Source organism: Rossellomorea sp. DA94 (genome assembly GCF_029834455.1).
In the GTDB taxonomy this organism is placed as follows: Bacteria; Bacillota; Bacilli; order Bacillales; family Bacillaceae_B; genus Rossellomorea; species Rossellomorea vietnamensis.
On record NZ_CP122397.1, the window covers coordinates 2349531 to 2374123 of the forward strand.

At 41.0% G+C, this 24593-nt stretch carries 33 protein-coding genes; 26 read left to right on the top strand and 7 right to left on the bottom strand.

The features are described from left to right. Positions 1-154 precede the first annotated feature (154 nt). Positions 155-580, top strand: coding sequence for a GNAT family N-acetyltransferase (locus tag P8596_RS12150; protein ID WP_279724010.1), 426 nt, complete (start codon positions 155-157; stop codon positions 578-580). 16 nt (positions 581-596) lie between these two features. Beyond that, on the top strand, positions 597-737 hold the full coding sequence (locus P8596_RS12155) for a hypothetical protein (protein WP_156477296.1): 141 nt from the start codon (positions 597-599) through the stop codon (positions 735-737). A gap of 35 nt (positions 738-772) precedes the next feature. On the opposite strand, the gene P8596_RS12160 is transcribed toward P8596_RS12155, so the two are convergent. Next, positions 773-1159 (bottom strand): sporulation protein, encoded by a 387-nt coding sequence (locus P8596_RS12160; protein ID WP_229595208.1) that lies wholly within the window; start codon positions 1157-1159, stop codon positions 773-775. After that, positions 1159-1293: an FbpB family small basic protein gene (locus P8596_RS12165; protein WP_079532558.1), complete on the bottom strand. Its 135-nt coding sequence runs from the start codon at positions 1291-1293 to the stop codon at positions 1159-1161. The genes P8596_RS12160 and P8596_RS12165 overlap by 1 nt, the downstream gene beginning before the upstream one ends. 348 nt (positions 1294-1641) lie before the next feature. Between P8596_RS12165 and P8596_RS12170 the strand changes: the two genes are divergently transcribed. From P8596_RS12170 to P8596_RS12180, 3 genes are all read left to right on the top strand, one after another. Beyond that, positions 1642-2067 carry a DUF1801 domain-containing protein gene (locus P8596_RS12170; protein WP_279724011.1) on the top strand — a complete coding sequence of 142 codons (426 nt, stop codon included), beginning with the start codon at positions 1642-1644 and terminating at the stop codon, positions 2065-2067. 198 nt (positions 2068-2265) lie between these two features. Beyond that, positions 2266-2901, top strand: coding sequence for an FMN-dependent NADH-azoreductase (locus tag P8596_RS12175; protein ID WP_034759423.1), 636 nt, complete (start codon positions 2266-2268; stop codon positions 2899-2901). 121 nt (positions 2902-3022) lie between these two features. Beyond that, complete coding sequence (locus P8596_RS12180) at positions 3023-3208, top strand: hypothetical protein (protein WP_279724012.1); 186 nt, start codon at positions 3023-3025, stop codon at positions 3206-3208. A 64-nt stretch (positions 3209-3272) separates the two neighbouring features. On the opposite strand, the gene safA is transcribed toward P8596_RS12180, so the two are convergent. Beyond that, the gene (gene safA / locus P8596_RS12185) at positions 3273-3902 is read right to left on the bottom strand and encodes a SafA/ExsA family spore coat assembly protein (protein WP_279724013.1); all 630 of its coding nucleotides are present in this window, start codon (positions 3900-3902) and stop codon (positions 3273-3275) included. Between the two features lie 222 nt (positions 3903-4124). On the opposite strand from safA, the gene P8596_RS12190 reads away from it, so the two are divergent. The 4 genes from P8596_RS12190 to P8596_RS12205 are packed head-to-tail and all read left to right on the top strand — an operon-like array spanning position 4125 to position 6004. Further along, on the top strand, positions 4125-4328 hold the full coding sequence (locus P8596_RS12190; RefSeq protein WP_034759413.1) for a hypothetical protein: 204 nt from the start codon (positions 4125-4127) through the stop codon (positions 4326-4328). Between the two features lie 15 nt (positions 4329-4343). Continuing rightward, a complete protein-coding gene (locus P8596_RS12195) occupies positions 4344-4514 on the top strand; it encodes a tRNA U-34 5-methylaminomethyl-2-thiouridine biosynthesis protein (protein ID WP_279724014.1) in 171 nt (56 codons plus the stop codon). 34 nt (positions 4515-4548) lie between these two features. Then, positions 4549-5313 carry an HAD family hydrolase gene (locus P8596_RS12200; RefSeq protein ID WP_224519991.1) on the top strand — a complete coding sequence of 255 codons (765 nt, stop codon included), beginning with the start codon at positions 4549-4551 and terminating at the stop codon, positions 5311-5313. Next, positions 5291-6004, top strand: a complete 714-nt coding sequence (locus P8596_RS12205; RefSeq protein WP_279724015.1) for a nucleotidyltransferase domain-containing protein — start codon at positions 5291-5293, stop codon at positions 6002-6004. The genes P8596_RS12200 and P8596_RS12205 overlap by 23 nt, the downstream gene beginning before the upstream one ends. A 52-nt stretch (positions 6005-6056) precedes the next feature. Here the strand turns inward: P8596_RS12205 and P8596_RS12210 are convergent, their stop codons facing one another. After that, entirely contained in the window at positions 6057-6437 is a 381-nt protein-coding gene (locus P8596_RS12210; protein WP_061809274.1) for a sporulation protein, read from the bottom strand. 366 nt (positions 6438-6803) lie between these two features. Between P8596_RS12210 and P8596_RS12215 the strand changes: the two genes are divergently transcribed. From P8596_RS12215 to P8596_RS12245, 7 genes are all read left to right on the top strand, one after another. Next, complete coding sequence (locus P8596_RS12215) at positions 6804-8936, top strand: peptidoglycan D,D-transpeptidase FtsI family protein (protein ID WP_279726999.1); 2133 nt, start codon at positions 6804-6806, stop codon at positions 8934-8936. A gap of 80 nt (positions 8937-9016) precedes the next feature. Further along, entirely contained in the window at positions 9017-9181 is a 165-nt protein-coding gene (locus P8596_RS12220; RefSeq protein ID WP_279724016.1) for a hypothetical protein, read from the top strand. A 152-nt stretch (positions 9182-9333) separates the two neighbouring features. Continuing rightward, positions 9334-9900, top strand: a complete 567-nt coding sequence (locus tag P8596_RS12225) for a nucleotidyltransferase family protein (RefSeq protein WP_279724017.1) — start codon at positions 9334-9336, stop codon at positions 9898-9900. A 119-nt stretch (positions 9901-10019) separates the two neighbouring features. Next, on the top strand, positions 10020-10499 hold the full coding sequence (locus tag P8596_RS12230) for a YjdJ family protein (RefSeq protein WP_279724018.1): 480 nt from the start codon (positions 10020-10022) through the stop codon (positions 10497-10499). A gap of 168 nt (positions 10500-10667) precedes the next feature. Then, positions 10668-11078 (top strand): MerR family transcriptional regulator, encoded by a 411-nt coding sequence (locus P8596_RS12235; protein ID WP_279724019.1) that lies wholly within the window; start codon positions 10668-10670, stop codon positions 11076-11078. Positions 11079-11120: 42 nt separating this feature from the next. Continuing rightward, a complete protein-coding gene (locus tag P8596_RS12240) occupies positions 11121-12389 on the top strand; it encodes a hemolysin family protein (RefSeq protein WP_034759390.1) in 1269 nt (422 codons plus the stop codon). Between the two features lie 63 nt (positions 12390-12452). Next, entirely contained in the window at positions 12453-13274 is an 822-nt protein-coding gene (locus tag P8596_RS12245) for an EcsC family protein (RefSeq protein WP_279724020.1), read from the top strand. Between the two features lie 121 nt (positions 13275-13395). Here P8596_RS12245 and P8596_RS12250 read toward each other — a convergent pair whose 3' ends face one another. Next, entirely contained in the window at positions 13396-13791 is a 396-nt protein-coding gene (locus P8596_RS12250) for an SET domain-containing protein (RefSeq protein WP_279724021.1), read from the bottom strand. Positions 13792-13893: 102 nt separating this feature from the next. Beyond that, a complete protein-coding gene (locus tag P8596_RS12255; protein WP_254651532.1) occupies positions 13894-15207 on the bottom strand; it encodes a D-alanyl-D-alanine carboxypeptidase family protein in 1314 nt (437 codons plus the stop codon). A gap of 270 nt (positions 15208-15477) precedes the next feature. On the opposite strand from P8596_RS12255, the gene P8596_RS12260 reads away from it, so the two are divergent. The 5 genes from P8596_RS12260 to P8596_RS12280 all read left to right on the top strand — a co-directional run bounded on the left by P8596_RS12260 (position 15478) and on the right by P8596_RS12280 (position 19689). After that, positions 15478-16491, top strand: coding sequence for a S66 family peptidase (locus P8596_RS12260; RefSeq protein ID WP_279724022.1), 1014 nt, complete (start codon positions 15478-15480; stop codon positions 16489-16491). Between the two features lie 104 nt (positions 16492-16595). Then, entirely contained in the window at positions 16596-17516 is a 921-nt protein-coding gene (locus P8596_RS12265; protein ID WP_279724023.1) for an alpha/beta fold hydrolase, read from the top strand. A gap of 12 nt (positions 17517-17528) precedes the next feature. After that, positions 17529-18074 (top strand): GNAT family N-acetyltransferase, encoded by a 546-nt coding sequence (locus P8596_RS12270; protein WP_279724024.1) that lies wholly within the window; start codon positions 17529-17531, stop codon positions 18072-18074. Beyond that, entirely contained in the window at positions 18071-19099 is a 1029-nt protein-coding gene (locus P8596_RS12275) for a serine hydrolase domain-containing protein (protein ID WP_279724025.1), read from the top strand. Before P8596_RS12270 ends, P8596_RS12275 begins: the two co-directional genes overlap by 4 nt. 89 nt (positions 19100-19188) lie before the next feature. Next, on the top strand, positions 19189-19689 hold the full coding sequence (locus tag P8596_RS12280; protein ID WP_279724026.1) for a CBO0543 family protein: 501 nt from the start codon (positions 19189-19191) through the stop codon (positions 19687-19689). Positions 19690-19761: 72 nt separating this feature from the next. Here the strand turns inward: P8596_RS12280 and P8596_RS12285 are convergent, their stop codons facing one another. Further along, positions 19762-20268, bottom strand: a complete 507-nt coding sequence (locus P8596_RS12285; protein WP_279724027.1) for a GNAT family N-acetyltransferase — start codon at positions 20266-20268, stop codon at positions 19762-19764. 125 nt (positions 20269-20393) lie between these two features. Here P8596_RS12285 and P8596_RS12290 point away from each other — a divergent pair, with 125 nt between their 5' ends. The 5 genes from P8596_RS12290 (at position 20394) to P8596_RS12310 (ending at position 24584) form a co-directional block, all read left to right on the top strand. Continuing rightward, positions 20394-20825, top strand: a complete 432-nt coding sequence (locus tag P8596_RS12290; RefSeq protein WP_279724028.1) for an HIT family protein — start codon at positions 20394-20396, stop codon at positions 20823-20825. Between the two features lie 11 nt (positions 20826-20836). Beyond that, on the top strand, positions 20837-22078 hold the full coding sequence (locus P8596_RS12295; protein WP_279724029.1) for an aminopeptidase: 1242 nt from the start codon (positions 20837-20839) through the stop codon (positions 22076-22078). 222 nt (positions 22079-22300) lie between these two features. Next, positions 22301-22681 (top strand): DUF805 domain-containing protein, encoded by a 381-nt coding sequence (locus P8596_RS12300; protein ID WP_034760701.1) that lies wholly within the window; start codon positions 22301-22303, stop codon positions 22679-22681. A gap of 183 nt (positions 22682-22864) precedes the next feature. Continuing rightward, positions 22865-23422, top strand: a complete 558-nt coding sequence (locus P8596_RS12305) for a glycerol-3-phosphate responsive antiterminator (RefSeq protein ID WP_034759363.1) — start codon at positions 22865-22867, stop codon at positions 23420-23422. Positions 23423-23753: 331 nt separating this feature from the next. Next, positions 23754-24584 (top strand): MIP/aquaporin family protein, encoded by an 831-nt coding sequence (locus P8596_RS12310; RefSeq protein ID WP_061809260.1) that lies wholly within the window; start codon positions 23754-23756, stop codon positions 24582-24584. Positions 24585-24593: the final 9 nt, after the last annotated feature.

Consider the following 24593-nt stretch of genomic DNA (forward strand, 5'->3'; position numbering starts at 1 on the left):
GAGGGGGATCTTTCACCATGACGGCTGTAAAAGAAACATATCGTTTTGATGACAGTTATTTCTTTATTGGAGATGCAGTGATACTTAATATAGCTCTCATCTTGGTCTTGGTATTTATTTACATATTATTAATGAAAAGAAGGTCGTGACTGTTATGATAGAGGTAAAATATGCTCAATTATCAGATCTGGAACCGATCGTGGCGATTGATCAACAAATCATCGGGCATGCAAACAGGAGGGGAGAAATCGAGAAGGCGATAAGGAATCAAGCATGTCTGGTCATCAAAGAAGGAAAGGCTACTGGCTTTCTCTTATTCAATACCCAGTTTTATGGGAACGCGTTTGTCTCCCTGGTCATCATTGCTCCCGAGGAGAGAAGAAAAGGGTATGCGTCATCCTTATTGAAATATTTTGAGAAGAATTCCCCAACGGAAAAAATCTTTTCATCTACTAATCAGTCAAACATTGAGATGCAAAAAGTTTTTCAAAAGAATGGATACACTCCAAGCGGAATGATAGAAAACCTGGACCCTGGAGATCCTGAGCTGATTTATTTTAAATATAAAGAGAATCAATGAGATTGGGGGACTAAAATTGATGATCATGGTATTAGCTGTGTTTCTTCTTATTTTCTCGTTTGATTTCACGAAATTCAGGAAGCAAAATCAGACGATGATCGAGCAGAATGAAAGGATCATTTCACTACTTGAAGACATTAAGAAAGAAAACACTTGATAAAAATGGCTCGCAGATAATTGCGAGCCAACTTTCTAAACAATTGAAATATAATCTTCATCCACGCTTTCTACCCCCTGATCAAACGTCAACTTTGTCTTGAATAAATAACGCACGCCATCTTCAGAATATGGGACTCCCATAGGAATTCGATAGGTAAATGACAGTTTGTTGCATTCATCTGCCCGGATGATATCCGATTTTAATACAGTGGTCGAATCAATGAGCATTTCTTCCTTTCCATTCTTATCAATCATAACCAAATCACATTCAACCCGTTTAAGCTTTTGTTCAATGATGCCACCCTCTAAAAAGAAATAACCATGCAGGAGCTCACCTTGTCTAAATGAAGTTTTAGGCAGCACAAGATCAATTTTCGCAGACCCAATACCGAAGAGCGACATATATTTACGCAGTATCATTAGGCATGCTCCTTTTTGCTAGTATATTTCTTATCGATTTTTTCTTCGATTTTATCCATCTCCCGTCGATTTCTAATAATTTCTTCTTTGTTTTCTTCTATTAATTGAGAGAGGTTTGATTTTAATTTTTTCATTGTCCATTACTTCCTTTCAGAGTGAAATAATAAAGAAAAGACCTTTACCAATGGAGGTAAAGGTCTTTTCTGGACATATATAAGCCTTCACCAACTGGTAAAGGTCTCGCTAACAACATGGTTGTCAATAAAGCCGAGAGCGTGCACTCTGTAATGACGACTTTATTGTTACAGCTACTCCCCTTTAGGAGAATATTGAATTATGACACAATCATAATTGAAACAGGGATCGATGTCAACGGATATGAGAAACATATATCATTTCTATATATAAGACTCCATGCAGGAAACTCGAGGACGAAAAGAGAAGTAGTGGGTTAGGATGAAATGGAAAAAGGAGCTAGTCATATGTATGAATTGAAAATGAAACAAAATGATGCGAGTGTCATAGAATTTATTGAGGGAGTGGATCACCCCCAAAAAAAGGAGGATGCTTATAGGCTACTGGATATTTTCAGCGAAACAACCGGCTTTGAAGCAAAGATGTGGGGGCCAAGTATTATCGGATTTGGTTCTTATCATTATAAATACAAGACGGGTCACGAGGGAGATGCTCCATTAGTGGGGTTTTCACCGAGAAAGGCCAAGATAAGCTTATATTTTGCCACAGGGGACAGTGAAAGAGAGAAACTTCTAAAGTCATTCGGGAAGCATACATCCGGTAAGGCGTGTGTGTACATAAATAAAGTAGCAGACATTGATGAATCGGTGTTAAAGCAATTGATTCAACAGTCTGGGGCCTTTTTACAAAAAACATATCCTGACAATAATTAAGTTTTTAATAGGGAATCAGTCTTGTTCATGTGACTAATTCCTTATTTTTTTTGACTGAAAGCTTTTTATTTGTAATTAAAGATAATATCCTATAATATTAATCTTGAATTAAAACTATCACGGTTCGAGATACATGATTTCAAATCATTGCAAAACCTTGATAAGGATCATTTTACATTCAGAAAGGGACGATTCAACATGACGAAGGTATTATATATTACAGCACATCCACACGATGACACACAATCTTACAGCATGGCTGTAGGGAAGGCATTTATCGATACGTATAAAGAAGCAAATCCTGGTCACGAAGTTATTACTTTGGACTTATACAAGGAAAACATCCCACAAATCGATGCTGACGTATTCAGCGGCTGGGGCAAACTGCAATCAGGTAAAGGATTCGAAGAACTTTCTCAAGAAGAACAGGCAAAGGTTGGCCGACTTGGTGAATTATCGGATCAGTTTGTCGAAGCTGATAAATATATTTTCGTTACACCATTTTGGAACTTCTCATTCCCTCCAGTAATGAAAGCATATATTGACTCTGTATCAGTTGCAGGTAAAGCCTTCAAATATACAGAGCAGGGACCGGTTGGACTACTGACAGACAAAAAAGCGCTTCACATTCAAGCACGTGGAGGAATCTACTCAGAGGGACCGGCAGCCGCAATGGAAATGGGACACCGCTACCTGGAAGTAATGATGCAATTCTATGGCGTTCCTTCATTCGAAGGATTATTTGTAGAAGGACATGCAGCCATGCCTGATAAAGCGGCTGAAATCAAAGAAAATGCCATCGCAAGAGCAAAAGATTTAGCACATACATTTTAATAATAAAGGGAGTCAACGATTATGTTGGCTCTCTTTTTTCCATTTATTTAAATTTTTTTAAAAAAATGCGAAACTCCTGCCACGATTTATTCGTATAGAGAGAGGAAAGGGAGTGGAATAAATGAAGGATCAGGAATTTATTGATATTGTGTTAGGGGAAGATGAATCACTCGCAGCCCTGTTACAAACGATTGTGACCCATAAGAGGGAAGAAATAGGGACGCATGCCGTTTATGTTCAAGAAGTTATATCTACATATGACAATGGCTTCACGGTTATTCTTGAAATCAGCCGCAGCACTTACTAGATGAAAGAGGGAAAACATTAAAAAGAGACCCCGGTACAGTACCAGGGTCTACAATTATCATTCATTATCTTTTTATGAACATTTGAGTCCAATAATGACCGTACGATCCACCTTTCACATAGCCTACTCCAATTTCTGTATAAGTCGGGGAGAGGATATTTTTTCTATGACCTTCGCTGTTCATCCACGCTTCTACCACTTCAGATGGAGTCCTTTGACCTGCAGCGATATTTTCTCCTGCTGCCTGGTAGGAAATCCCGAAATCCTTCATCATTTGGAATGGGGATCCGTATGTCGGGGATGTATGACTGAAGTAGTTCTTCGCAATCATGTCTTCCGACTTATAGCGAGCGACACGGGACAACTCCCAATTTTCCTTCAATGGGGGTAAACCCACTTTTGAACGCTCCATGTTTACGAATTTCACTACTTCATATGTATAACTTTCAGCAGTGGCATTTGCTCCTGGGATATTTAAGCTTTGACCAGGATAAATCATATTCGGATTACTGATCCCGGGATTTGCTGAAATCAGCTCGGATACCCCAACCTGATGTTTTACGGCAATCTTCCACATCGTATCCCCATAAGTGACCGTGTAGGTACCAGCAGCGGCAACCTTGGAAGAATGACCAAATCCAATGACAAAAGTGACAGACAACAATAAGATAGATAAAAGTTTTAAAGTTTTCATAGTTCTATTGAAATATAATTCTGTTAATTTTTAAACAGGTAGTTGTTACCACTATGAAGGGAAACCCGTGTTATCAATATATAGTAAATTTTACTAGGATCATTCGACGGTTACTTTCTAATCAGAACAGTACAAATTAATCCCATATTATGGTCTTTCTTTGATATACTTATTAATAATGATGTTTAGATAGCCGGGATACATACTAAAGGAGTGTAGCGAATGAACTGGTTGAATTGGAATGACCTTTTAGCCCCGTCCAATCCATATGTTGCCGTTTTTTTCGGGATCATCCTCACCATCGTGGTTGCCTTCAGTATATGGGTTGAAACGCGTCAAATACGACCCCTTTTTATTGCAATGGTCTCAGGCGGTTTAACCACCATCATCGGAGTCGGACTCCTTACGATGGTCGGATTCTATTAGGAAGGATGAAATGATATGAAATCCCTTTTCTTAGTCATATTTGGCGCAATCCTGGGATGGGGAATCACGGGTTTTTTCACGAAAGGTTTTGAAACAGACTATCTGTTTATCCTGATCATAGGAATCGTGATCGGACACAGTATAGGGCGTAGAAAGGAAAAAGAAGAGTTTACAGAATCCATGTGAAAGGCATGTCTGGATGACAGGGAAGTATACTCATATGAAGCATTTATCATTGGAAAGATATGATTTAGTGTTATTTGATCTGGATGATACGTTGTTCGATCACTCAGCTGCTTATAATAGAGGAGTGTATGAAACTATCCGTCAGTTCCCTATTCTGGAGGAACTCGATCAATTTGAATTTTTGAGGACATTTTCAAACCATAATCATCGTCTTTGGCCAGGGTTTTCCTCTAACGAGTTGAGTTTTCAGGAATTTTCAATCATGAGAATGGAGAACACTCTAGCTGATTTCAATATAAGTGTCACTGATACGGTTACTAAACAAATAGTAAAGACCTTTCAAGCCACCTATCTCCTTTCCATCAAACCTAATATAGAGGTAAAGATGTTCCTAAATGACTTAATGGAAAAGGTAATGATTGGGATTGTGACGAACGGTACTGCGTTTAATGCGTATGGAAAAATTGAGTGTCTGGAATTATCGGATATTTTCCCTGAATCCTCTGTCATTATTTCTGAGAGGATCGGTTACTCCAAACCACATGAAGAGATATTTCAACATGCGCTGGATGTCTTTAACTCAGAGGCTAAGAGAACCCTCTTTATAGGAGATAACTACTTCACTGATATTTTGGGGGCAGATTCCATTGGCATGGATACAGTTTGGATTAATAGATATGATTATGAAATTCCAAAAGAAGTTCACCCTGCCTATACTATCAAACATGTGTTAGATTTGCATGAACTTATCATACAGGGAGAAGGGAAGGCTAGATATGATAAGACTATCACCGATTGAAGCCGCAAAGCTTTTCATCCATGAACAATTTCCCACCTGTCAAGCCGCCCTTCTCGGAGGAAGTGTCGTAAGAGGAGAAGAGACAGCAACATCGGATCTTGATATTGTCGTCATCGATGAACACCTCCAGACCGAGTACCGTGAATCCCTTATTTCCAACGGATGGCCGATAGAAGTATTCGTTCACAATATGAAAACCCTCCGACACTATTTCCAATCGGATTACAAACGGGCCCGACCCTCCTTACAAAAGATGGTGTCAGAAGGAATTCCACTCGTTGACCACCCAATCATCGACACAATCAAACGAGAGGCGAATCATATGTTGAGGGACGGACCTCCCGAATGGTCAGCAGAAACCGTTCGGATGAAGAGATATTTTCTTACAGATGCCCTTGATGATTTAATCGGCTCGACGAATAGAGGGGAAAGTATTTTCATTGCGAACTCGATTGGGGAATTACTTCATGAATTTGTGCTCAGATCGAATCGTCATTGGATAGGCTCTTCAAAATGGATCGTCCGTGCATTACATGAGTATGACCCGCAGTTTGCCAAGGAATTTGTATATGCTTTCGAACAATTTTATAGGGAAGATGACAAAATGGAAATTGTGAGGCTGGTCGATTCTGTTCTCCAAATCCATGGTGGAAGATTATTTGAAGGATTTTCGGTTGGAAAAGATCATTAAACTAGTTAACACTCAAAAGCCCTTCCGAATAGAAGGGCTCACATGTCTATCATTATACAAGAATCTGAAATTCATCGTGATCGACGCTGTTGACACCATCATCAAAGACAAGTCGGGTGACGAACTTATAAGAAACCGTCTCACTGCTTGGTGGAAATGCATCTGAAAGTCTGCACGAAAAGTGAATGGTGCGTTGCTCGTTTGCTTTCATCGTTGATGAGCTTAATATGGTATTCTGATGAAGAACAGAAGAACGTTTATCATCGTATTGTAAAAGATCTGTCTCAATCCTCTTTAATTTCTGCTCTACCCGACCGCCGGTGAGTTCATATTCACCCTTGATGACATCTCCTGGTCGAAACTCCTTCTTATTCAATACCAAATCAATTTTTGTAGCTCCAATACCGAACCTGCACATCAGTTTGCTAAACATAACAGCCTTCAACCTCTCAATCATCTAGTTACCAATTCTACGCATTAAGGAGAGCTTTGGTTTCATTTTTATTGCTTTGAATACGACTATATTCTAAAAGAAACGGAACCGATTTGTCTATACTCCTTCTTCGACATTTTTCGCAGTTAACCTTCACACATATGCATATTAACCCCTGTATTTCACCATCAATATCCAACGAAGTAAAATTAATGGGTTTTATTCCATATAGAGGTAGAAATATAGTCGAATTTTCTATAAAATAGGACTAGAACATTATCATATTTTGGTAAAATACGAGCTTAAAAGGGGTTATACAAATTGAAGGAAAAGAAGAAAAAGAAAAAAACCCATGTCCCATTGAGAATGAATTTATTGTTTATTTCGGTCTTTTTTCTATTTTCACTTCTGATTCTTCGTCTTGGAATTGTACAAATCGTGCAGGGGAACCATTATGAAGCAGAAGTCGCAAGAACTGAAAATGTCAAATCACATAATGGAACACCGCCGAGAGGGAAAATCTATGACCGATACCGGAATGTCATCGTCGACAACGTTCCACTGAATGCCATTACCTACACGAGAACGCAAACGACGAAGCCTAAAGATATGCTGAAGGTCGCTGAGAAATTAGCTGAATTGATTGAAATGGATACGGGTAAGATTACCGATCGTGACCGTCAGGATTTCTGGCTTCTCACTCATCCTGATAAAGCGGAAAAGCTGGTTTCAAAAGAAGAAATAAAGAAGCTGGAAGATGATGAAGAACTGGCGGAGGATGAGAGGAACAAGAAAATTTACGAAATGCAGCTTGAGAGAATCACTGAAAAGGATATCAACTCCTTTTCGAAACAGGAAGAGGAAGTACTGGCAATTTTCCGTGAATTCAATACGGGATATGCCCTTAGCCCACAGATCATCAAGAATAAAGATGTATCGATGGAAGAGATGGCGAGAGTGAGTGAACGATTATCTGAAATGCCCGGTGTGAACGTCACTACGGACTGGGAAAGAAAGTATGTGAATGATAGTACGCTGCGGACTATTTTGGGTAGGGTTTCCACCTCACAACAGGGGCTGCCAAGCGAACTTGTAAAAGAATATAAAGCTCAAGGATATGCTTTGAATGATCGAGTTGGAACGAGTTATTTTGAATCTGAGTATGAAAATATACTTAAAGGACAAAAGGAAGAAATCGAGTACATTACGAAAAATGGTAGCGTACTTGATACACAGCTTGTAAGCGAAGGACATAGTGGTAAGGATGTTGTGTTGACAATTGACTTACAGCTCCAGAAAGAAATTGAAAAGATTGTTGAGGAAGAGCTTAGCAAACAAGCCTCAAAATATTGGGAATCTCCGTTCCTGGACCGCGCATTCGTCGTCATGATGAATCCTAACACAGGTGAGATCCTCTCCATGGTAGGAAAGAAGTATGGTAAGGATGAAAACGGAAAGACGGAACTACAGGATTATGCTTTAGGAACGTATACTTCTGAATATGGGGTAGGATCTGCTGTAAAAGGTGCTACTGTATTGACGGGGTATATGACTGGGGCGTTGAATGTTGGAGATGTTTTGTATGATGAAGCGATTGCAATAAAGGGGACTCCCGTTAAACGATCATGGTTTAACCTTTCAAGAGGGCCAATGTACTTAAATGATATTGATGCCCTGGAGATCTCTTCAAACGCGTACATGTTTAAAACAGCAATCAAAATTGCAGGTGGTGTATACAGAAAGGACCAGCCAATTGATATGGATCCAAAAGCGTTTGATACTATGCGAAATTATTATAGTCAATTCGGGCTTGGTGTGAAAACGGGCATTGATCTCCCTGGAGAAGTAGAAGGATTAAAAGGGACCGGACGAAAGCCAGGTATGTTAATGGATTTCGCCATTGGACAATACGATTTGTATACACCCATGCAACTTGTGCAATATGCATCTACAATCGCCAACGGAGGTTTCAGGATGGAACCTCATTTAATGAAAGAAGTTCGGGAACCAAGTCAGGAGAGGGATAAGGTTGGGCCTTTGATTTACGAAAATGAAGCTCAGGTCTTAAATCGAATCGATGCAACGGAAAGACAAATCCAACAAGTACAGCGAGGCTTCTATCAAGTTGCTCATGGTGCAAATGGAACAGCAAATAATTTTAGAACAGCTCCTTACGATGCAGCCGCTAAATCCGGTACCGCTCAAGCTTTCTATTATAGTCCTGCGGAAAAAAAACAATACAAAACCTATAACACGACTTTAATCGGCTATGCACCTTATGACAATCCTGAAGTAGCATTCTCAGTGGTTCTCCCATATTCACATCAAGACAAAGATCCATACGTAAATAAAACGATTGCCAAACGCGTCATGGACAAATACTTCGAATTAAAAAAGCAATACGAAAAACAAGGGTACTACAACTCTTCAACAGAAGAGAAAGTTCGTAATGCTGACCAGCTTGAAAACACTGAAGATCCTGAAACAACAGAAGAATAATTCTGTCAAATATGAAACCTGCCGTTTCTTCAAACGTATATATAGATAAGGAAAGTATTCCTTATGGAGGTGCAGTGCACATGCTATGGTGGATTATAGGAATTGCCGTTGTTTTCGGTATAATTAGTGGTCTTCTTAGAAGTAAGTTCTCCAAAAATACATTCGAAGCTGGTAATCAACATGAAAGGCAACTGCAGGAAGAAGAACGTGTGAAAGCGAGCAGTTGGTTTAACGGTGGGCAGTGATAGGAAAAATGCCAGGAAAAGCTTCCTGGCATTTTCTTTTGACAATATTGAAGGCTGTACCTAAAACCAATACATAATGTATATGAATCATAAATTCAAAGTCAATCGAATGACTTCAAAAGTATGTAGAAATTGAACGAGGAGAGAAGAATGTGATCAAGTCAGAACATGATATATTGGAGCTCGTTGAACAAGATTCCTGGATGATGGAAATCCTTAAAACAGCACATAAAATGCACCTGCCTGACTGGTGGGTCTGCGCAGGTTTTGTCAGGACGAAAGTGTGGGATACACTGCATGGGTATTCAAACAAAACGAACTTGCCTGATATTGATGTCGTGTATTTTGATGCTTCAAATACAGATGAACAATATGAGAAATATATAGAATCCCGATTGAAGGAGGAAGCTCCCTCCGAACCGTGGTCTGTGAAAAACCAGGCAAGGATGCATATTAAAAATGGAGAAGCCCCATATACATCCACGATTGATGCCGTTACCCGTTTTCCGGAGACTGCTACCTCTATTGCTCTGAAGCTGAACGAGAAAGATGAGCTTATATTGGCAGCCCCTTGGGGGATAGAAGACTTGATTTCTTTACAAATAAAGCCGACTCCACCATTTAAAGAAAAAGAGGCACTGTCATCCATTTATGAAAAAAGAGTGCTGGAAAAACAATGGGATACCAAATGGCCAAAGGTGAAAGTTCATAGTATCTGAATTGAGGGACGGACCTCAATTGAGCACTTTATGTGGGGTTGAACCCCTAGTATAAAAGGACTTCCTTACATAAATACAGCAATTATTGAGTTCCGTCCCTCAAAGGAAAGGAGAAGGTTATGTCTATTAAATATTGGTCACAGGTAGGAATCGGATTACTTGTCCTCGGTTTTTCGACTCTGGTTAGTTGGTATGAGGGGAGTGCTTTGTTGGACCATTCCTGGGAGTGGAGGTATTCGACTCCTTTTAGTGAGATGGTTCATGGAAGTGTGACGGGTTCGAGTGATATTGTAGCCCTTGATTTCTTTGTATATGCGGCGAAGTTCTCGCCACTGTACCCGGGGATGATGATCATCAGTGCCAGCTATCTTTTCATACTGATTGGATTTAGGTTATTCAGACAAACAGGTTTCCGGCTTTCCCTCGCACTACTTGGAGTGATCTACCTTGCGTCATGTGTTATCATTTCCTCATCACCTACTGCGGGTGGGAACACATTATTCTGGTGGTTCCTATTGGTAGGAGTATTGATGGTTGTAGCAGCTTGCATCATTTACTTATTTCCATTCTTACGATTGAGAAGGCCATACAACCAATAGAGGGACGGACCTCAAAATACTTCACCATTTCAAGTATAAATCCTTTGAAATAAAGCATTTACCCATAAAAACAGATGGATTTTTGAGGTCCGTCCCTAAACCGTAACGTTTAACTGTACGGTTTTGTTAAAATGCAGTATACTACTCTAGAGGTGATCACTTGGGAAGTTGTATCGAATAGGCGAGCTGTCGAAATTAAGTGAAGTTTCAAAGCGAACGATTGATTATTACACGAAAATGGGTTTATTAAAATGCGGCAGGTCCCATAATAATTATCGATATTATCATGAAGAGGCATTAGCTGACTTGAAACTGATTGAACAATGTCAGCAGATGAAAATGACCTTACATGAAATCAAAGATCGTATGATTTTATTGAAATCCAATCAGGTGGATCAATCCGTGCTTGAAAAGCAGGTAAAACATATACGAAATGAAATGAAGCATTTGCATAATGAATTGCATGAAGTCCTTCAGGCGATGGATACATTAGGGGATGAAGATAAGAAGCGCATGTTGAAGCAGGTTTCCCCACAGGCTTTAGCCTTATTTCAAACATTAATGGTTTTTTCTGGTTAATCCAGCATAATAGATAAGCAACTACAGGAGAGTGACTTTTTTTTGGACGATATACCACTGAATTCATTAGTATTACTGGGAGCATTAATCCTTTTATCTGCCTTTTTCTCATCGGCGGAAACGGCTTATTCAAGCGTAAATAAGATCAGACTTAAGAATTTCGTAAGTGAAGGCAGAAGAGGAAGCATTAAAGCACATTATATTGCTGAGAATTTTGACAAAGCCCTGTCTACGATATTAGTCGGGAACAATATCGTGAACATCGCGGCAGCTAGTATTTCAGCAAAGCTTGCGACTGATATTTTCGGAGGGAACACGGGTCTCGTCATCAGTACGTTTGTCATGACGCTGTTAATACTGATTTTCGGAGAAATCCTTCCGAAATCATTGGCTAAAGAAAATGCAGAAACGTATTCCCTGACCATATCCGGCGTGCTTTTTTTCTTAATCAAGGTCCTTACACCTATCAACTTCTTTTTTATTAAATTAAAAGAGCTGGTTTCGAAATTCTTCTCGAAAGATCACGAGATGCCGTCTGTCACAGAGGAAGAGTTAAAGGTAATGCTTGATATTAGTGAAGAAGAAGGAGTCATCGATAAAGAAGAAAGGGAGCTGATTCATCGCTCCATGGACTTTGATGATATCCTTGCTACCGAGGTCCTGACTCCCCGTATCGATGTCAAGGCCGTTGAAGTGAATCAGCCGATTGAAGAAATCAAGGAAATGTTCTTTGAAGAACGATTTTCGCGGATTCCTGTATACGAGGATCATATCGATAACATTATCGGAATTCTCTCGGAAAAAGAGTTCTTTACTCACTTGATCAAGTTCGGTGAAGTAAACATACGTGAATTGATCCGGGAACCAATGTTCATTTTTGAATCTGTTAAAATCTCTTCCCTTCTTACTAAACTTCAAAAGAACAATGTGCACATGGCCATTGTTGTGGATGAATTTGGTGGGACCACGGGAATCATCACCCTTGAAGATATCCTGGAAGAGATTGTAGGGGAAATTTGGGATGAGCAGGATGAGAAAACTCATTCCATGAGGAAAATCAGCGATAAAGAATATCGATTTGATTCTCAATATCAATTGGATGAATTTACAGAGTTACTCGACGTACCAGAGCCTGAAAGCTCTTACCATACACTTGGGGGATGGGTCGTTGAAAGCTTCGAAGACCTCCCATCAGAAGGTGACAGCTTCGATTATGAAAACTTAAAGGTGAGCGTTGAAGAAGTGGATAACCGTCGGGTACGGACAATCAAAGTGGAGATCTTAGAAGAAAAAACCGGAGACCTGGTTTAAAATACGTTAAAAAAACAGGCTGAAATGCCTGTTTTTTTATACGCAATCGAAAGGAGCTATAACATGCGTCAAGAAGAAACGAAGGATGTGCTCTTAAAGGAACTTGAGATTGTCAATAAATGGGCGGATGATCAAAAAGGATTATGGTTCTGGGAGAAACTCGGCAGGATTCCATTCATGATTCTTGATCGGATCACCCCTCAAATGGTACATAATAAAATCGGGCAGGCCTTGGATGAGATAGGAAGCTACATCCAAAAAGGCGGGAGTCATCTCACAAGTGAGAAAGAAGTCCTAAATCGATTCATCAAAAAAACGGGAGAGTCTGATTTAACTCTAAAGAAAATAGGAGTGCTTCCCCTTAACTACATGGACGAAGTGAGCGAAGGAATTGTGGATCTGAGAAAAAAGGTAGCGATGACTCAAGGTGCCACTACAGGGATCGGTGGTTTTCTTACATTAAGTATCGATATCCCATTCATTCTGGGCATATCACTTAAAACCCTTCAGGAAATAGCCCTGTGCTACGGTTATGATCCCAATAATCAAGAGGAGCGCATTTTTATCATCAAATGCCTACAATTTGTTTCATCAGACATTGTCGGGAAACAAGCCATCCTTCAAGAACTGGAAGATTTTAATGGCGAGAAGAAGGATAAAAGAGAGCAAACTCTGTCCCAGCTTCAGGGGTGGAGGGAAGTGATGATCAGCTTTCGTGACAACTTTGGATGGAAAAAACTCTTTCAGATGATTCCCATCGCCGGTATCCTCTTCGGCTCCTTCATCAACAAATCCATGATCAAAGACATAGGAGAGACCGGTCGCATGCTATACCGTAAACGAAGGATCCTCGCGAAGCTGGAAGAGGGACGGACCTCTAATTAACATACTATTTTTATGATGAATTCAGGTTTTATCGGGATTCTTAATCGCATCTTTCGCATTTATTGAGGTCCGTCCCTTTATAAATGAAAAAAGGGACCTCCACATGGAAGTCCCTTTTTCTTTATTCTTCTTCTTCATCCTTATCTTTATTAAACCAAAGTGGTTCATCATTATCCACTTCACCATTGTAGTTAATAAGCAGTTCTTCTCCGGCTTGAATATCCTTATAAGCATAAAAGTCGAAAGTATGATTATCAAAATTGATTTCGTAAACTGTATTCGGTGTATATGAATGGTTGAACAACATTCCGTATCCCAGTAGAAGTGCTGTGTGGTTGATTCCATATTCAAATACGTAATCCGCCAGGAACGTCTTCTCAATATGTTCATGTTCCTCGTTTGGGTATGGGATGACTGGTGCTTCATGAACCAGTTCTCCTTTGGCTATATCTCTTTTTGCAAAAACTCCACGATTAAGATCTCCGTCGCTAAGAGACGATAGTTTTACTTCGATCATTATGCCACCTGCTTTCTAAATCCTTGACTAAATAAGTTTGACACGAACGGGATAGAAAAGCAAACACTAAATCTAACCCGTACAATAAGGTTGGCCTGTCCGTTAGAAGAGATTACCGAAAAAATCCTGGATGCCACGTGCACTTCGGACAATCCAGCTCGCTTTCTTAACGGCTTCTGCAGCATATACATCCACTTTATAATCTGAGGTCTTCCTGTCAAAGATATATTCTTCTTTTTCATTTGTATCAATAACCAATTCCCCAATTTTTTCTCCTTTTTCAATAGGAGCTTGAAGGGACCCATCCTCGTTGACTTTTTGTTCATCAAGATTCAGTGTGGTTTTCACCTTGTCTTTCTCCTCATCCGTTAAGCGGATAGAGAGGGGTTTATCAACCTTTATTGTCACTTCCTGCTCTTTACCGTTCGGAACTGGTAGGCTATGCTTCTTTTTCTTTTCGATGCTGTCCAAGTCATAGGTTACAGTCTTAAATTCATCAAAACCGTAATCGAGGAGTTCTCTTGCTTGAATAAATCGTTGTGCACTGCTTGGCTGTCCATACTCATCCTTGGCGTCAAGAATGACAGTAATGTAACGAACACCATTTCTTTTTGCCGTTCCGGTAAAGGTGGAACCGGCAAATGGAGTCGTACCGGTCTTCAGACCGTCTGCGCCCTTGTAGTGATAGGATTTACCCTTTAACAGACCATTTGTATTTTTCATCACCAGTTCTTCACTCGTCCCAGGTCTGAATACTTTAGAAGTGAGACTTGATGTTTCCAATACTTCCGGAAAATCATGAATGAGGTAATAGGCAAGGGTTGCCATATCTTCTGCTGATACCATATTTTCATCATTCACATCGGTTCCTTCAGGATACATCCCCAGCATATCGTAGTTACTGAGCCCGGAGGAATTGACGAATTGATAATGTTCAAAGCCAAGTTCCTTCGCCTTGGCATTCATCATCTTCACAAATTTCCCTTCAGAACCTGCCACAACCTCAGAAAGCGCAATCGCGGCACCATTGCCGGACTTGATGACCATGGCATCATACAATTCCCTTACTGTATATTCTTCATTTGCCCTCAATGGAACATTGCTTAATCCGGGGGCATTGGCTAATTGATAAACTTTATCGCTTACTTTATACGTTTGATCCCATGTTATCTTTCCTTTTTCAATCGATTCTAACACAAGGTACTCCGTCATCATTTTCGTCATGCTCGCGATACCGAGTGCCTTGTCCTCATGTTCACTATAAACTATCTTTCCTGTATCTGCTTCTACTAATATTGCAGCATCTGCATTGATTTCAACTGTTGATTTACCATGCGCCGTCTGCTGAAAGGGCGTCATGGCCATAAATGATATCATCAAAACCGCCAGGCTTTGTTTCACCGTCTTCTTTTCCAAAATAGTACCTCCATAAAACCAATTTTACGCAACCAAATCATTCTACCATACAAACCTCCCAAACACCCCAAATCCCATGAACCTTTTCAAATCGTTCAAATTATTGTAAATAATTGTTGTACTGAGTGTACTGGGGGACGGACATTCATCTATCAATCTGGGTTTACCATAATATGAACGGAGAAGGTCCGTCCCTCAAAATGGAAAATAATTCTTGTCCCCTTTCTGCCAATCTGGTAAAATCGGGTAAACCACTGGGAGGGAATAGAGTTGATTACATATCCAATACTTAAGAAACATTCTACTGTGGGCGTAACAGCACCTTCTTCTGGCGTGCCACATGAGCTCCACGATTCACTGAAGAAAGCGATAGCAAAAATGGATGAAGAGGGGTACAGCATAGAATGTGGTGAAACCGTTTGGAAGCAGCACAAGGCAAAGTCTGCTCCTGCTCACGAGAGAGCGGCCGAGTTAAATAAAATGCTTCAGGATGATTCAATTTCACTCATCATTCCTCCATGGGGAGGAGAGCTCCTTATAGAGGTCCTAGACTTAATCGATTATCAACAAATCAAGCCTAAGTGGGTACTTGGATATTCCGACATCAGTGCCCTCTTACTTGCATTAACTTTAAAGACAGGGATGGCGACGGCACATGGGACCAACCTCATTGACTTGAGAGGAGAGGCAACTGATCCTACAACTAAACAATGGGAGAATGTCCTTTCCACAGAAAGAGGCTCTTCAGTCACCCAATTCTCATCCCAGAAGTATCAAAAAGAATGGAATCATGAAAAGCCTTCACCACATGTATTTCATTTAACGGAGCCCACAGTATGGAAAACCATCGGAGACGGGAAGGTAGAGATGGAAGGGCGAGTTCTTGGAGGCTGCATTGATGTGATCAGAAACCTTATCGGTACACCGTATGGGGATGTGGCTTCTTTCAGGGAGAAACATATAATCAATGAGCCGATTATGTGGTATTTCGAAAACTGTGAGATCAATACGGCAGATTTACGCCGTACACTGGTACAAATGAAACTCGCAGGATGGTTAGACCATACTGCGGGGCTGTTATTCGGAAGAAGTGCCGCAAATACCACGGTGGACGGCTATACAGCAGAAGATGTTTATCATGAAATCGCCGACGAATTACAAATTCCGGTTGTATATGATATCGACTGTGGTCATCAGCCTCCACAGATTACATTCATCAATGGGGCTTACGGGAAAGTAGAAGTTCAAGAGGGACAAGGGAAGGTAACACAAACCTTCCGATAAACATTCAATTAGAGGGACGGACCTTCATGAAACAGTTGCAGTTTACCATAATTAAAAGTATGAAGTATGAAGGTCCGTCCCTCTTAAAATAGGAGGTTTATGAAATGAAGGCGAATATGATGAGGGTCCGGGGAAAGGGTCTTCATGTTGAAACGTACGGATCTATTGAGAACCCGGCTTTGTTGTATTTACATGGTGGACCGGGGGAGAGCTGTTATGATTTCTCGTTTCATCAGGGTGAAAGGCTCGGAAAGGATTTATTTGTTGTCGCAATTGACCAGCGGGGTGTCTGCCGGTCGGAAGCCATTGAGGAAGGAGAACCTTTTGGCTTTCAAGATCTTGTTGAAGACTGTGAATCATTGAGGAGGGAGCTGGGGATTGATCGCTGGTCTGTCCTGGGGCATTCATTTGGAGGGTTCCTTGCTCTTGCTTATGGATCAAAGTATCAAGACTCCATCGACAGCCTTATCTTTGAATGTCCGACATTCGACTTCACCTTGACTTCTAAGGGGCTTCTCAAGAAAACGGCAGGCTTATTCGGGAAGTACAATCAACCTGAGCTTCAAGATAAAGCGATGAGTCTTGTGGATAAAGAGCTTTCTCCGAAAGGATTCACAGAAATCTATATGAGTCTCAGTGATGAGCTCAAAGAACACAGAATGGAAATCTACACCCATAATTTTGATAACCCAACAGATTACTATTCTACCTATACAGATGAAGAGTGGGATACCTTCTACGACCGTTCGGATTATCACTACCAACTTCTTCGTGAAGAAGGAATCATCTTTTCTAACTTATTAGAGAAGATTAAAGCCATCAAACTTCCCATGCTCCTTCTAACAGGGGAATATGACCCGGTCACATGTGATGAACATATACAAACGTTTCAACTGGATGCCGTTAACGGTAAAAGGGTCCATTTTAAACATAGCGGTCACACACCGCATTACGAAGAAGCAAATCGCTTCACAGAAGTGGTGAAGAGGTTCATAAACACCAATAATCTTATAAAACAGAGATAAGGGGAAATAAAGATGTTTACCTATAAATTAAGCGATAAACTGGAATTAAGACTACTTGATGTACAAGACGCAGAAAGGTTATTCGAACTGACAGATGGCTCCCGCTCCTATTTACGCGAGTGGCTCCCTTGGGTGGACTACTCAAAAACGGTGGAGGATTCGAAGGAATTCATTAAGGCGACCCGTCAAGGTTTTGCCAATAATAAGAGTTTGACAACTGCGATCGTTTATCAAAATGAAATCGTCGGTGTTGCGGGATTCAATGAACTGAATTGGTCTAATAATGTCGCCTATATCGGCTATTGGCTGGGGGAAGGCTATCAAGGGAAAGGAATCATGACGACCGTTGCAAAAGGGCTGACGAGCTATGCCTTTGATTATTATAAAATGAATAAAGTCGAAATAACCGCTGCTGAATTTAACAAACGGAGCCGCAGCATCCCGGAAAGGCTCGGATTTGTAGAGGAAGGGAAGCTGAGACAGAGGGAATGGCTTTACGATCACTATGTAGATCATGTTGTTTATGGAATGTTAGCGGAAGAATGGGGAAGAGAGTGAATGAAATCGAACACCGTGCAGAGGAACTGATTTCCTGGGTGGAAGATATCAAAGAAAAAAATGGAAGCTCTGCCGGCGCACTCTATATCCTTAAAGATAATCATGTAGTCGTTGAGCATTATAGCGGACATCATTCCCACGAAGAGGATGCGAGGAATGTCCAAGCCGATTCACAATTCAATGTGGCTTCTGCACGAAAGAGCTATTTAGGACTTGCCGTTTCCCTTGCGTTGTTTGAAAAATACATCGAGAGCTTAGACGATCCCATTTCTAATTACATGCCTGAATTGGATCCTGACAAGGTGAGTGGTACGACCATCAGGCACCTTGTCACTCATTCTCACGGACTTCATATCGATGAGAAGGGGGATTGGTACAGAGAATTCGAGGCAGGGACCGGCTGGGCTTATCGTAACATCGGAGTGGAGATCTTGACCGAAATGATTCAGCGACTTTACGGAAAAGGGTTTCCTCAACTATTGGACGAACGGATATTTTCACGTATCGGATTAAAAGAAACGGGCTGGCGAACTGAACCCGCCGCAAACCTTGTGAACATTATCGGAGAAGTAACGGAACCGTCTCTTTCCGGATTGGGGACGACCAATGATGGTAAAGAAAAAAATCTATTCGTTTCGGCGCGGGAATTTGCCCTTTGGGGACAACTCCATCTGCAAAAGGGCAGGATGCACGATGAACAGGTTGTTCCACCCCAGGTGATCGAGTTATCTACCTCGATCCAAAATGGATCGTATCATGACCCGTCGCTCCCCGATAATGGCCTTTTTTGGTATGTACAAGGAGATGCACGAGCGAGAAGCGAAATGGGGGAACGGGTACCCCGTGATTCGTATCAAATACTTGGTGTGACGGGACCAACACTTCTTGTCATCCCATCTTTAAACGTTGTGGTGGCAAAGATGTATAATAAGCGCTATAACTACGGTGGGGAGGACTATCTTCACTACCTAAGAGAGTTCAGCAACAAAGTAGCGGATTTATTTACAGGCAGCGAGCAGCCGTGAAAATAACCCAAATTCAAATTTGGGAATGAATTTCCATATTGAAGGGTACACTATGACCAATTATATGTATCATACTATGGGGGGATCCCATGTTTCATATTGCCGTGATTGTATTGGTTGTTCTTAGTTCCTTGAAATGGGGATCTTGGAGTAGGTGGAGGGAATTTCTTCCCACCATCTACTATTTTAGTTTTTTTAATATGTTTTATCAGTATCTGAGCTACACAGTGAAGGCCGTGTGGGAATTAGACGGTTTTTTTGTCAATATGTTTGTGACGGATACGCTTTATACAATGGTTGCTTATCCTTGCCTTGTCGTTCTTTTCTTGAGCCATTATCCTGAAGAATGGAGAATCAAGTTCGTCTATTATCTGAAATATATCGGTGTTGCCACGTTGATTGAATGGGCTGCGGGGATAACCGATTCCATAGAATATTTTGAAGGATGGAATCTATGGTGGACGGTGCTCTTTTATTGTATTATGTTCCCAATGCTTCGCCTTCACTACCTGAATCCGATAAAGGCCTTTATTGCATCCATTTTCGTTGTCACTTTTCTTTTAATCAGCTTCGATTACCATGTATTATGAAAAACGGTGAATCTCTTTTTTGAGACCCACCGTTTTAAAAATGATGCACCATCCGCTTTTTCAATCAGAGCATCACGATAAAAACATAACCATCAACTCTTCATCGTAGTACTCCTCATTATATTTCAATGCTCTCTTTTCAGTACCATATGGTTTAAAACCACAAGAAAGATAAAGTCCTTTTGCTGTTTCATTGGTGGTGACGACTGTGATCATCAACTGTTCAATACCTTCTGTTTCCTTTGCATGGTTTATGGCCCTTTCCAGAAGTCGTCTTGCCAATCCCCGCCCCCTATGTGCCGGCGTGACATACATAGCAAAAATGGAAGCTTTATGTTTCATTTTCAATGCCGATTCCCGTACCATCGTGACTGCACCTGACAGTTTTTCTTCAACAAAGCAGCCAAAGGTGATACTTTCTTCGCTTGAAAGCCTCTTTTTTGTCAGTTCAACTGGATTTTGGCGTTCAAGTGCCTCTTCATAGCTGCTGCCAAAGCTTGTAGGACTCTGCTTCAGCATCTCTAACCTAAGGTTCCAATAATCTTCCGCATGTGTTTCATTAAGTAATGTAATTTCCATTATTTTCTGATATCCCTTCCTTTACGTGATATGATGATAGGAGAAATGTTGTGATTGCACCTATACAATGTTCGACATATTTATAAAAAAACCTTTTACATTCACTGTTTATTGGAGGAATTCGAATGGAATACTGTCTTGGTTGCCGACTTTCCAATCAGGAAGAGAACGTACATATCATATATGAAAATGAATTTGTCACCTGTATACTGGATCATGTTCCCCTCCATGCAGGTCATACACTAATCCTTCCAAAGAAACATAAAGTGGAAGTGACAGAACTGGACGAACAGGAAAGTCTCTCTGTTATCACAGCCTCACAATTGGTTGCACGTACCATCCATGCATTATATGAACCGAATGGCGTGACAATTTGTCAAAATGGGGGAATTTACAGTGAGTTGACACATTACCACATGCATGTCATTCCCCGTAATGAAGAAGCAGATCAATTTGGTGCCATGTTTTATGGACATGCCCATGTAGATGAACCCTCCGAAGCGTTGGAGGAAACTCACGAAAAGATGAAGAACTACATCACTAGAATACTGGAATAGGAGAATTCAAAATGACTATACATAAAGATTTTCAAGAAAAAGTTAAACAATATGCAGAGCTGGCGGTTAAGGTAGGGGTGAACGTACAAGAAGATCAACCGTTGTGGATCTCGGCACCGCTCGGAACAGAAGACTTTGTTCGCTTTGTGGTAAAAGAAGCCTATCTTGCTGGCGCAAGAATTGTACATGTTCAATGGTACGATGAAGAAATTATGAGAATGCATTATGAATCTGCACCACATGATGTGTTCTATGAATATCCGAGCTGGCTCGCTGCTGCTCATGAATGGGTAGTGGATCTAAAAGGAGCGTTCCTGCAAATAGAAGCCAATGATCCGGACCTTCTGAAAGGCATCGATCCTGACAGGATCCTCAATTACGAGAAAGCGAGTGGGGATGCACTTGATCGATTCTATGAAGCGATTGAAAAGGATGAAATCAGCTGGTCCATCGTCGCCATTCCCTCACAGAAATGGGCGGATAAAGTGTTCCCTGAACTCCCACCATCAGAAAGAGTCGCCAGTCTGTGGGAACGGATTTTCACTTCGGTCCGCATCGATCAACCAGATCCTGTCTCCGCATGGAAATCCCATATCCAAACCTTAACCGATAAAGCCACCCAACTTAACGCACTCCATCTAGAAAGCCTTCACTACAGCGCGATAGGGACGGACCTTTCCATTGAACTGCATGAAGACCATATATGGCTTACTGGCGCAAGCAAGACCCCACAGGGAACCAACTTCATTGCCAATATGCCGACAGAAGAGGTATATACAGTTCCTGTGAAAACAGGAGTGAATGGGACCGTTACAAGTACCAAGCCACTTGCTTACAATGGAAATGTGATAGACGGTTTCACTCTCACATTCGTTGACGGAGAAATTAAGGAAGTCTCCGCTGAAGAAGGAGAAGAAATACTACGTAAATTAATTGATACCGATGAAGGGGCAGCTTATCTTGGAGAGGTGGCGCTTGTTCCTCACCATTCACCTATCTCAGATTCCGGTGTCTTATTCTTTAATACATTGTTTGATGAAAATGCATCAAATCATTTAGCGATCGGTTCCTCATATCCGACATGTATTAAAGATGGAAGCATATTATCTGACGAGGAACGGGAAGAAAAGGGTCTCAATGAAAGTGTGGTGCATGAAGACTTCATGATCGGTTCTGCCACGATGAATATTGACGGGGTTTGCCGCGATGGTAGAAATGTTGCCATTTTCCGTAATGGTAATTGGGCGATATAAGTTTAGTACGTTCTTTATGTTTCGGTATACGTCGAAAAAATTGAAGAAGAGCAAAAACCCTGTCATCAAGTGACAGGGTTTTTCAATTGATTTTCAATACATTCTATAAAAATGGTAAAAAAGGTTTATATCATTATTAAAAGAGGTAAATCGGAAATAATTCAATTAATTGTAAATTTTGTTAACTCTATTAAACAACAAATAAGGAGGAAGGATTTGAAAATGCATTGGTACTTAACCGCATTAAAGAAGTATGCTGATTTCACAGGTAGGTCGAGGAGAAAGGAATTCTGGATGTTTTCATTGGTCAATTTCGTTATTATGTTCGTACTTAGTTTTGTAGCTAACTTAGTCGATTCCTCAGGCACTATCTTCATGGTACTGTACGGGATTTATGCATTAGCTGTTTTCGTCCCTTCTTTGGCCGTCTCAGTCAGGCGTCTGCATGATACAGGCAGGAGTGGTGCGTGGTACTTCATTGCTTTTGTTCCTTTTGTAGGAGCTATCGTTTTACTTGTCTTTATGTGTTTTGATAGTGATCATGGGAGCAATCAATACGGACCGACTCCGAAAAACTTTGAGAACATCACAGTCACGACGTAGGTTTCGAAGGGAGAACCCTAAACCATGTGGGTTCTCTTTTTTGTTTATTTTTCCATCTAGTACGTTTATGAACAGTTGTTTATATTCATCTGGTTAATAGCCTATAATGATTGAGCCTACACCCCATGACATTTGTGGTAAAATCAATTTAAATGCAAGCATATACATAAGGAGTGAAAGACATTGAGTTTTGAAGGTCAAAACATATTACCTGCCATAAGGTCCATGAAGGACTTTGATAAAATGCTCGAAACCTCTTTCCAGTACGGGGTGTTCCTCGACCTTCATGTCGGAATGCTGAAAAGTGTTTTTGAATATGCCCGGAACGAAAATCGGAAGATGTTTTTGCATCTGGATCTCATTCATGGTTTATCCAGTGATGAATACGCAGCAGAATATGTCTGTCAGGAAATCAAACCATACGGGATCATATCCACTAAGGGAAACGTCATAAAAAAGGCAAGGCAAAAGGGCGTTTATGCCACCCAGCGAATGTTTGTCATAGATTCGAGCGCCATGAACCGAAGTATTGAATTAATCCAAAAGACGGACCCGGATTTCATTGAGGTCCTTCCTGGTGTGGTTCCGAAAATCATTAAGGAAATAGGTACCAAGACAGGTAAGCCCATCTTTGCCGGCGGGCTCATTGATACAGTGGAAGAAGTGGAAGCAGCACTTGAGGCAGGAGCGACGGCCATTACTACCTCTGATCGAGTCCTATGGAAACATTTTGACAGATAAAAAATCATGAAAACCCATTGACACCGCTTTCATAGTGGAGTAATATGAATGACAAGTTAATACGTTGTGAAAGAGATGAAGAGACTCACGTGAAGTGCCTGCAATTGAGGGGCATATTCCGTGAGTCTCTTTATTTTTGATTCAACGGGCTCTGATGACATGGTGAGTGACTGATAGGATTATCATAAGCATTTATGGGGTAAACGAGCTAAAAAGCCCCGTACAAGCACGAAAATCGATGGTAGTGCAAGTTCTTCGTGTATGGAAAGAGATTGATGATGTCGGCTCATCGTGATTCAAAGCAAAATCTTATTGAAATGAGGGATGATGCATGAATGCATTTATAGGAGAAGTGGTAGGTACAGCATTGCTCATTATTTTCGGTGCCGGGGTTTGCGCCAATGTAAACTTGAAGAAATCATTTGCGTATAACGCCGGTTGGATCGTCATTACATTTGGCTGGGGATTGGGTGTGGCCATGAGTGTATACGCCGTAGGGCAGTTTAGTGGTGCACATTTAAATCCTGCCGTCACATTGGGACTGGCGTTCAATGGTGATTTCCCATGGAGAGATGTACCAGAGTATATCCTCGCACAAATGATCGGGGCAATCATTGGGGCAACCATCACATATTTACACTTTTTACCCCATTGGCACGCAACAAAGGACCCTGGCGTGAAATTAGGAGTTTTTGCTACAGGTCCAGCCATTCCGCATTATTTTTCAAATTTATTGAGTGAAATCATTGGAACTTTTGTATTAGTAGTAGGATTATTATCCATAGGGGCGAATACCTTTACAGACGGATTAAATCCATTTATCGTCGGATTCCTGATCATCGCGATCGGTATATCACTTGGCGGTACAACAGGATATGCGATTAACCCGGCTCGTGATCTTGGACCGCGTATCGCTCACTTCATCCTTCCGATTCCCGGAAAGGGACCATCCAACTGGGGATATTCATGGGTTCCTGTAGTAGGACCAGTATTAGGGGGATCTTTTGGAGGCGTCTTTTATAAAGCGGTTTTCATTGGACAAGTTACGACAAGCTTCTGGGTGGTTCTTGTGATTCTTCTAGCCGTGCTTGGACTTGCCTATGCAAGTGACAGAAAGACCAGTTTAGCTAAAAAAGTACATCAATTATCTACTGAAAATTAATCATTGGAG

What these genes read in the sequence shown, in the direction of transcription:
- P8596_RS12150 (WP_279724010.1), top strand. Translation starts at nt 155, where the DNA reads ATGATAGAGGTAAAATATGCTCAATTATCAGATCTGGAACCGATCGTG.
- P8596_RS12160 (WP_229595208.1), bottom strand. Translation starts at nt 1,159, where the DNA reads ATGATACTGCGTAAATATATGTCGCTCTTCGGTATTGGGTCTGCGAAA.
- P8596_RS12165 (WP_079532558.1), bottom strand. Translation starts at nt 1,293, where the DNA reads ATGAAAAAATTAAAATCAAACCTCTCTCAATTAATAGAAGAAAACAAA.
- P8596_RS12170 (WP_279724011.1), top strand. Translation starts at nt 1,642, where the DNA reads ATGTATGAATTGAAAATGAAACAAAATGATGCGAGTGTCATAGAATTT.
- P8596_RS12175 (WP_034759423.1), top strand. Translation starts at nt 2,266, where the DNA reads ATGACGAAGGTATTATATATTACAGCACATCCACACGATGACACACAA.
- P8596_RS12180 (WP_279724012.1), top strand. Translation starts at nt 3,023, where the DNA reads ATGAAGGATCAGGAATTTATTGATATTGTGTTAGGGGAAGATGAATCA.
- safA (WP_279724013.1), bottom strand. Translation starts at nt 3,902, where the DNA reads ATGAAAACTTTAAAACTTTTATCTATCTTATTGTTGTCTGTCACTTTT.
- P8596_RS12190 (WP_034759413.1), top strand. Translation starts at nt 4,125, where the DNA reads ATGAACTGGTTGAATTGGAATGACCTTTTAGCCCCGTCCAATCCATAT.
- P8596_RS12195 (WP_279724014.1), top strand. Translation starts at nt 4,344, where the DNA reads ATGAAATCCCTTTTCTTAGTCATATTTGGCGCAATCCTGGGATGGGGA.
- P8596_RS12200 (WP_224519991.1), top strand. Translation starts at nt 4,549, where the DNA reads ATGAAGCATTTATCATTGGAAAGATATGATTTAGTGTTATTTGATCTG.
- P8596_RS12205 (WP_279724015.1), top strand. Translation starts at nt 5,291, where the DNA reads ATGATAAGACTATCACCGATTGAAGCCGCAAAGCTTTTCATCCATGAA.
- P8596_RS12210 (WP_061809274.1), bottom strand. Translation starts at nt 6,437, where the DNA reads ATGTTTAGCAAACTGATGTGCAGGTTCGGTATTGGAGCTACAAAAATT.
- P8596_RS12215 (WP_279726999.1), top strand. Translation starts at nt 6,804, where the DNA reads ATGAATTTATTGTTTATTTCGGTCTTTTTTCTATTTTCACTTCTGATT.
- P8596_RS12220 (WP_279724016.1), top strand. Translation starts at nt 9,017, where the DNA reads ATGCTATGGTGGATTATAGGAATTGCCGTTGTTTTCGGTATAATTAGT.
- P8596_RS12230 (WP_279724018.1), top strand. Translation starts at nt 10,020, where the DNA reads ATGTCTATTAAATATTGGTCACAGGTAGGAATCGGATTACTTGTCCTC.
- P8596_RS12245 (WP_279724020.1), top strand. Translation starts at nt 12,453, where the DNA reads ATGCGTCAAGAAGAAACGAAGGATGTGCTCTTAAAGGAACTTGAGATT.
- P8596_RS12250 (WP_279724021.1), bottom strand. Translation starts at nt 13,791, where the DNA reads ATGATCGAAGTAAAACTATCGTCTCTTAGCGACGGAGATCTTAATCGT.
- P8596_RS12265 (WP_279724023.1), top strand. Translation starts at nt 16,596, where the DNA reads ATGAAGGCGAATATGATGAGGGTCCGGGGAAAGGGTCTTCATGTTGAA.
- P8596_RS12270 (WP_279724024.1), top strand. Translation starts at nt 17,529, where the DNA reads ATGTTTACCTATAAATTAAGCGATAAACTGGAATTAAGACTACTTGAT.
- P8596_RS12280 (WP_279724026.1), top strand. Translation starts at nt 19,189, where the DNA reads ATGTTTCATATTGCCGTGATTGTATTGGTTGTTCTTAGTTCCTTGAAA.
- P8596_RS12285 (WP_279724027.1), bottom strand. Translation starts at nt 20,268, where the DNA reads ATGGAAATTACATTACTTAATGAAACACATGCGGAAGATTATTGGAAC.
- P8596_RS12290 (WP_279724028.1), top strand. Translation starts at nt 20,394, where the DNA reads ATGGAATACTGTCTTGGTTGCCGACTTTCCAATCAGGAAGAGAACGTA.
- P8596_RS12295 (WP_279724029.1), top strand. Translation starts at nt 20,837, where the DNA reads ATGACTATACATAAAGATTTTCAAGAAAAAGTTAAACAATATGCAGAG.
- P8596_RS12300 (WP_034760701.1), top strand. Translation starts at nt 22,301, where the DNA reads ATGCATTGGTACTTAACCGCATTAAAGAAGTATGCTGATTTCACAGGT.
- P8596_RS12310 (WP_061809260.1), top strand. Translation starts at nt 23,754, where the DNA reads ATGAATGCATTTATAGGAGAAGTGGTAGGTACAGCATTGCTCATTATT.